7 protein-coding genes are annotated in these 6,562 nt (G+C 62.5%); 6 read left to right on the top strand and 1 reads right to left on the bottom strand.

The window, feature by feature from the left end:
• The first annotated feature begins 240 nt into the window (after positions 1 to 240).
• The 5 genes from K789_RS0112185 (at position 241) to K789_RS25805 (ending at position 4,105) form a co-directional block, all read left to right on the top strand.
• Entirely contained in the window at positions 241 to 1,374 is a 1,134-nt protein-coding gene (locus K789_RS0112185) for a tyrosine-type recombinase/integrase (protein WP_024366784.1), read from the top strand.
• On the top strand, positions 1,371 to 1,715 hold the full coding sequence (locus K789_RS0112190; RefSeq protein WP_024366785.1) for a helix-turn-helix domain-containing protein: 345 nt from the start codon (positions 1,371 to 1,373) through the stop codon (positions 1,713 to 1,715). The genes K789_RS0112185 and K789_RS0112190 overlap by 4 nt, the downstream gene beginning before the upstream one ends.
• A 172-nt stretch (positions 1,716 to 1,887) precedes the next feature.
• A complete protein-coding gene (locus K789_RS0112195; RefSeq protein WP_024366786.1) occupies positions 1,888 to 3,243 on the top strand; it encodes a hypothetical protein in 1,356 nt (451 codons plus the stop codon).
• 195 nt (positions 3,244 to 3,438) lie between these two features.
• Positions 3,439 to 3,735, top strand: a complete 297-nt coding sequence (locus tag K789_RS25660) for a hypothetical protein (protein ID WP_192815766.1) — start codon at positions 3,439 to 3,441, stop codon at positions 3,733 to 3,735.
• Position 3,736: 1 nt separating this feature from the next.
• Positions 3,737 to 4,105 carry a hypothetical protein gene (locus K789_RS25805; RefSeq protein WP_237739591.1) on the top strand — a complete coding sequence of 123 codons (369 nt, stop codon included), beginning with the start codon at positions 3,737 to 3,739 and terminating at the stop codon, positions 4,103 to 4,105.
• Between the two features lie 652 nt (positions 4,106 to 4,757).
• Here K789_RS25805 and K789_RS0112210 read toward each other — a convergent pair.
• On the bottom strand, positions 4,758 to 4,964 hold the full coding sequence (locus K789_RS0112210) for a hypothetical protein (RefSeq protein WP_024366993.1): 207 nt from the start codon (positions 4,962 to 4,964) through the stop codon (positions 4,758 to 4,760).
• Positions 4,965 to 5,826: 862 nt separating this feature from the next.
• Between K789_RS0112210 and K789_RS0112215 the strand changes: the two genes are divergently transcribed.
• Positions 5,827 to 6,562: hypothetical protein (locus tag K789_RS0112215; RefSeq protein ID WP_024366994.1), on the top strand; the 736-nt coding region annotated here is incomplete at its 3' end.

Raw genomic sequence — 6,562 nt, forward strand, 5'->3', positions numbered from 1 at the left:
GTAAAGAGGCTATTCGCATTTTCTGCGAATACATCCACTTCTGATAACGATCGCTCAGGAGCCGAGATCGGCCCTGACCAGGCGATTCGCTCGATTCGCCACGCGCAGGATCACCTCGGGCGAGGCGAACTGTTGTGGTTTCCTGTGTCGCAAAATCCGGGTCTGATCAGGCATTTTGTGTCTCATTGTTGCATTTTTTGCATTTTGACTGCAAAAATTGCAGTCGACATAGGAGGCTCCTTGGGTGATAAGTTCGGCGGTCTCGCGTTCCTCCCGCTGCCTAATCGAGAGCCGGATCGTGACGGGTTCCTGAGCGAGGTGCTCACCGGGTGGAAGCGATCGCACTCGGCGCAAAACTTCACCATGCAAACGACCAGGCGCCGGGTCGCATCTGTTATGCGCCTGGCGGACTTCTCGGGCAAGTATCCGTGGGAGTGGGCCCCCGTCGACGCGGACGAGCTGTTCGACCATCTTCGCGGTGTCGAGAACCTGGCCTTGTCCACTGTCCGGGCCTACCAGACGGACATCAAACTGTTTTGCGAGTATGCAACCAACCCTGAATACCCGTGGAACGAGAACTGCGGGCGCCTCTTCGGGACAACCTTTTCCCAGGTGATCACCGAGTTCAACAAAGCCAGGCACGTCCAGGATGCCGATATGGGTCCGGAGAAGCGTGCCTTTACTCTCGAGGAGCTGCAGGCCTTCTTCGACCTAGCCGACCTGGAAGTCGAACGGATCATAAACTCCGGACGCAAGGGCGCTCTTGCCGCGTGGCGTGACGCCGTCGCCTTCAAGACCGCCTACGGTTGGGGCCTTCGGCGCGACGAACTCCGTCACCTCGGCCTGGTCGATTTCTCCCGCAATGTCAAGGCTCCGTACTTCGGCGACTACGGCATTCTGCGCGTCCGGTTCGGGAAGTCGCAGAAGGGCTCCCCCAAGAAACAGCGGTCCGTGCTGACCCTCCTGGACTGGGCAGCCGAGGCGGTTGATGACTGGGTCAAACGCGGTCTTCCCCGCTACGGGCAGCCTGTCAGCGATCTCTTCCCGACTGGCCGCGGCGGCCTGGTTCCGGAAAAGAACCTCCGGGATCGGATGCGCGGATTCCTCGACGAACTCGGCTTTCCGCCGGGGCTCGACCTTCACTCCCTGCGACGGTCCTATGTCACGCACATGCAGACCGAGTACGGCTATGACACCAAGTTCATCTCGATGCAGGTTGGCCACGAGCACACAGCGACGACCACGATCTACACACTTCCCTCCCCCGACTTCGCCGCGCGCGAACTGGAACGCGTGCTCAACACAACCCTCCTGGCCAGCAACAGCAAGCTGCTGACCAAACCCACAACGCCTTCCGGAAAGGCATCACGATGAACCGTCAAATCGACTACCAGTTCCGCGTCAAGGAGCTGATGGCACGCGCCGGGATGCGCAACAGCCGCGATCTGGTCGCTCCGCTTCGGGAGCGTGGCATCACGCTCTCCGAGTCGCAGATCTACCGACTCGTCGGACAGAACCCGGACCGGATCGCCTTCCAGGTCTTGGCAGCACTTTGCGACATCTTCAAGGTCGAAGCCAACGAAATCTTTACCTACACAGGAACGGAAACCCGCACCCAGCGCCGTCGGACCGCCGTCGGCGACGGCACGGATGTCCCCCTGATGGAGGCCTACCGCCCGGTCCGCGCCCGCATTACCCGTCCCGATGAGCAGTGAGTTCAAGCCGCGCGGTCGTCCCCGATCAAACAGGACGAGCGAGGGTTGCGACCGCTGCGGGAGAACCACCGGAAAGATCCGGGTCCGCTGGCCAGACGGACGGATCTGCGGAATATGCTTCACGAACGCAACCCACCGATACGGTCAATGCCCGCTCTGCGGTGCCGACAGAATGCTGCCAGGTCGAACGGATGCGGGCGACGACATCTGTCGCGAATGCGCCGGCATCACGACGGACCTCACCTGTGACAACTGCGGCCGCGAGGCCGAGCGCTTCCGCGGGGGTCACTGCATCACCTGCGTTCTCGCCAACGATCTGACGGAGCTTCTGAGGCCGAATGACCCACCCGACCTGCGGCTCAAACGCCTTATCAAGGTATTGACCGGGGCCACGCGGCCGGAGAGCATCTACACCTGGCTGCGCAGCAACGGTGGCCGGTCCGCCGGGCTGCTCAAACGGATCGGTGACAGGGAGATCGAGCTCTCCCACCGGGCTTTCGACGAACTGCCCAAGACGCCGGCGGTCGAGCACGTCCGCGCGATCCTCACTCATAACCGGATCCTGCCCGCACAGGAAGACCGGCAGCTGGCCATGTTCGAGCAGTGGCTGGAAGAACGCCTCGACCAGCTCTCCTCGACGCCGGAAATCCACGCCCCCATCGAGCGTTTCGCCCGCTGGCATCACCTCAAGAGACTTCGGGCGGAGTCATCCGCGACGAAGAACATGAACTATGCCGTGCGCTCGGCCAAGCAGGAGATCACAGAGGCCGGAAAGTTCCTCCGCTGGCTCCTCGATGAGCACCGCCGGACAGCAGCTTCCTTCCGCCAGATACATATCGACGAATACCTCTCCGAGGGCACCTCAACCCGTCGACATATCCGGAACTTCATCCAATACCTCAAGCGGGAAACGCCGGGGAAGGACATCCAGGTCGCTGCGCGGCTGGCCAGGACGACGCCCGTCCTCAGCCAGCAGGAACGCCTGGACCTTGTCCGCAAGCTCATCGAGGCCGACAACGTCGCCTTGTCGATCCGCATCGCGGGGCTGATCTTCCTGCTCTATGGCATCCCCATCGGCAGGATCGCCATGCTCACCATCGACGACGTCGAAGTGACCGGCAAAGGCATGTTCCTCAGTCTCGGCCGGTATCCGGCACCTATTCCCGAGCTGCTGGCACCCATGTTCTGGGCCCACCTCCAGGACCGCGCCGGCCAACAGACAGTCAACCGCGATACACGCTGGCTCTTCCCGGGCGTCCGCGCAGGAGCACCCCGATCCCCCAACACCCACCTCCTGAAGCTGCGCGGGATGGGCGTCAACATCCAAGGCATCCGCAACACCACCCTGCAGAGCCTGGTCAAAGAAATTGACGCCACGTCACTTGCCCGCATGCTCGGATACAGCAAGCAGACTCTGTCCCGCCACGCGGGAGCCGCCGGCGCACCCATGTCGAGCTACGTTGTCGGCAAGAACCCCCGCTTCGCCGAAGAGCGCAGTCGCGACCAAACTGCGAACAAAACCCAGTGACAAAGCACCAGAGGGTATGACGGCGAGCATCATCGATAGAGACCCTCAGCTCGCCCACGGAGCGAGGAATAAACCCCAAAGCGATAACCCGCTTATCCAGTTGGTGTGTTGGGGCCCGTTCGCTATTGCCGCGGGACGACCTGGGCTACGCTCTTTCCATGTACGGACTGGATTGCCGCTGAGGCACCCATGAGAATGGTAAAGACCGAAACGGTCGCAGGACTGCCCGCACCGGCCGCCAGAGATTTCCTGCGCCGGGTCAGAGTCACGGACTTTGATGAGGAATGGGCGTTGTCCCTGTTGGAAACGATCGGTGCCACAGACCCCAAATCCACCCTGGACAGTTTCGAAGGCGCCCGGTACATCGAACGGGCAGACCGCTCCCCCCGACGGGTGCCGCTGGTGGACGACGACAACCCTGGGCAATGCCCTCGCCATGGCCAGCTTCGGGAAACCACTCACCCGGAGAACCGCGGATCGGCTGGTCGCTGAAATGCTGGACCGCGCCCGCGCTTACAACGCAGATCCCGGGAAGCCCAGCTATGTGCAGCGCCTGCGGATCTTTGGGAGTTACCTCGATCAGTCGGTTGATCCCCTGGGAGACGTCGACGTGGAACTTGTCCTAGGCCGCCGCGTGAATGACCCCAAGGAAGTCCTGCGATACGCCACCGCCAGCGGCCGCTCATTCCCCACTTACATCGACAGGATCCTGTGGCCACAAACGGAGGCGGTGCAGATCCTGCGCAACCGTTCGGCAGCCATCAACATCACCACGGAGGACATCGAGCAGCTCACCGACAACGTCGAAACGGTCTACTCGATCTATGACGACCCTGGTGCCGTCCCGCCACCCAACCTCTAGAACATTCAATCGAACGGGCCTGACGTCTTGACGAATTGGCTGAGGACGGGCCAACGGTGCGTGCTTGGACCTCGTGATTTACCCAGCTGGTTGTGGCAGCAATGGCGGGCGTCCTTCCGCTAAAGCCCGGCACCGATAGCGGATATACGTCAAGCTGTGCTCTGCGATCTCGTCTGTGCCTTGTTGCCGTCAGAGCTCCAAGGAAAAGTGCAGGTCCTGCCCATACCTTGACCTCGGACGTGGCACTGGCTTCGGTGACATTGCCACACGGCACACCCCAGCGCGGTGCCGATTCCCCGGGGCTGGCTCCAGGCTCCCCCCTGAAAATGGAGCCAGCCAACGGGGACGGCGTCGCAGACAAGGTCGACTCGGCGCCCCATGCCTCCAACAGGTCCGTTTGAGAGTCCCTAGGAAAGACACAGCATCGGCAATTTGTCCCCACAGCCGGTGGGACAAACGCGGGTTGAGGGGGCACCTCCGCTAGCCTGAGGCAGCCGAATCGGGGCAGCCTTTTGACGGGCATTGTTCTCCTTTAAGCAGGCTGATCCAGTGCCCGGTCCGAAGTCCTGGCGGATCGTCCAGGGGCGTGAGGACGGATTGCCTCAGAAGCTGCCCGTTGCCCGGCAGCTGGCGACATGTTGGGCGCTGCGCCTCAGCGGTTGCGAAGTTCTTCCAACGTCAAACCCAGCACAAGCACGTCGGATTCTGAAAGCGAATGCAAAGCATGGATGAACGCTTCGATGTCCAAAACGTCGGCATCACCTCCGTATGACGAGAACCTGATCCAGATGTCCCACAGGGTGAAGTCGCCATCTTTCAAGCCGGTTCGGGCCACCCGGCGTAGGCCGTTGGTGTCCACGGCTTTTCCTCCCGTGTCGTGCGTCATTGTGGTACCGCACGCAGCCGTTGACCGGCTGCCTGCGCAGTCCTTCGGTTTGCCTGGGCTTCGCGCTGGTGGGCTTCGAGTTTTTCCTCTGAATCCCGGCGTCGCTGGCCCACGGTACGTGTCTGCGACGTGAACGGCTTTCCTGGCTGGACTCAGGGCGGAGTCGGCCCGTGATCCTCATCGCCACCAGGAGCAAGCCTGTCCGAACGGTGCTGCCTTTTCCCGTTCATACGCGCATCGTCCCACCGTGATGGGGCGGGTTACTAGAGCCCTCTGACATGACGCCCCATTTCGCCCAGTTCCGCGATTTGGTTGCCGGGTTCCGGCCCACTTCGCCGTCGGCCAGGCGGTGCCGAATGCTAAAAGAACCGACGCTCGACTCATGAAGCCCCAGCAAACGCGCGCATTGTGTGTTCTGTTTAGGGAGTTCCAGCTGCTAATCCGGGCGCTGCTGCTGCTGGCAGGCACGGCCGGTGTCAGCCGGATCCGGGGGTGGATCTCATCCGCTGAGGGTGAATCGATTGGGAACTCACGCGTTGGACCGGCGCCCTGCCTGATCCGTTCACTGTGGAACCGGTCCGGCAGTTCGCCAGCCGTATCGTGGTGCGGGAGCGCCACCGACGGTGCTCCTGGCAACCTCAATCTGGTCCGTCGGGAGACCAGATCACAGGGTCACCGAGGGGGGACCCTGAAGCGCGTGCTCATCTGGTCCGGGATGCGGCCGCTCACCCTCCGCGGATGGTCAGGTCTGCAACTGCCGTCCCGCTGGTCTGGCAACAGGCTGGTCTTCAGGCCACAATGAGTGCACCGGTTCGTAGGTGGTGGTGATGGTGGCGTGACGCTGATGATCGTGGTCTCCTGCACGCTGCTGCTGGTCATCGGCGCGGGTCTGGTCATTGCCTTTGGCGACCGGCCCGTCCGACCGCCGGCCGCCCTTGCCCGGCCTGCACCCGGATCGGTAACTCCGGCTTCGGCGTTTCGTCGCTACCTGTGGGGAGCGAACGTGGCGACTGTAGCCGCGGTCGCGTCCGCGTTCCTGGTTGCATGGCCGGGCGGACGGCTTGCGATGCGCTTCCTGGCCCTCACCTCACCGGCGTCGGCGCAGGGAAGTCTTACCGAGGCTCAGGCAATCGTTGGTATTCCCACGGTCGAGGGCACGATGGTGTTGTTGATATTCGCGGGCCTCCCGGCGGGCTTCGCGGCAGCATTTATTTACATGCTGATACACCGATGGCTGCCAGCCGGCCGGTTGGCGGGCCCGGCGCTGGGCGTAGTGCTTCTCCTGGGCTTCGGATCGTCCGTGGATCCGTTGCGGCCGGACAATATTGACTTCGACATTATTGAACCCGGTTGGCTGTCGGTCGTCTTGTTCGCTGCCCTCGCCGTGTTCCACGGTGCGCTCGTCGCGGCAGTGGCCGGTGCGGTCAGTGACCATCTTCGGCCCTTGACCGGAAAAACCTGGAAGTCCTATCTTCCACTGCTGGCGGCGGTCCTTTTCCCGCCGGCGGGAATCGTGCTCGGACTCGGCGCGCTCCTCGTAATGGCTTGGGCCAAGATCGTTCCCGCCACAC

This window comes from Arthrobacter sp. TB 26 (assembly GCF_000427315.1).
Lineage (GTDB): Bacteria > Actinomycetota > Actinomycetes > Actinomycetales > Micrococcaceae > Arthrobacter.

What these genes read in the sequence shown, in the direction of transcription:
- K789_RS25660 (WP_192815766.1), top strand. Translation starts at nt 3,439, where the DNA reads ATGGTAAAGACCGAAACGGTCGCAGGACTGCCCGCACCGGCCGCCAGA.
- K789_RS0112195 (WP_024366786.1), top strand. Translation starts at nt 1,888, where the DNA reads ATGCTGCCAGGTCGAACGGATGCGGGCGACGACATCTGTCGCGAATGC.
- K789_RS0112190 (WP_024366785.1), top strand. Translation starts at nt 1,371, where the DNA reads ATGAACCGTCAAATCGACTACCAGTTCCGCGTCAAGGAGCTGATGGCA.
- K789_RS25805 (WP_237739591.1), top strand. Translation starts at nt 3,737, where the DNA reads ATGCTGGACCGCGCCCGCGCTTACAACGCAGATCCCGGGAAGCCCAGC.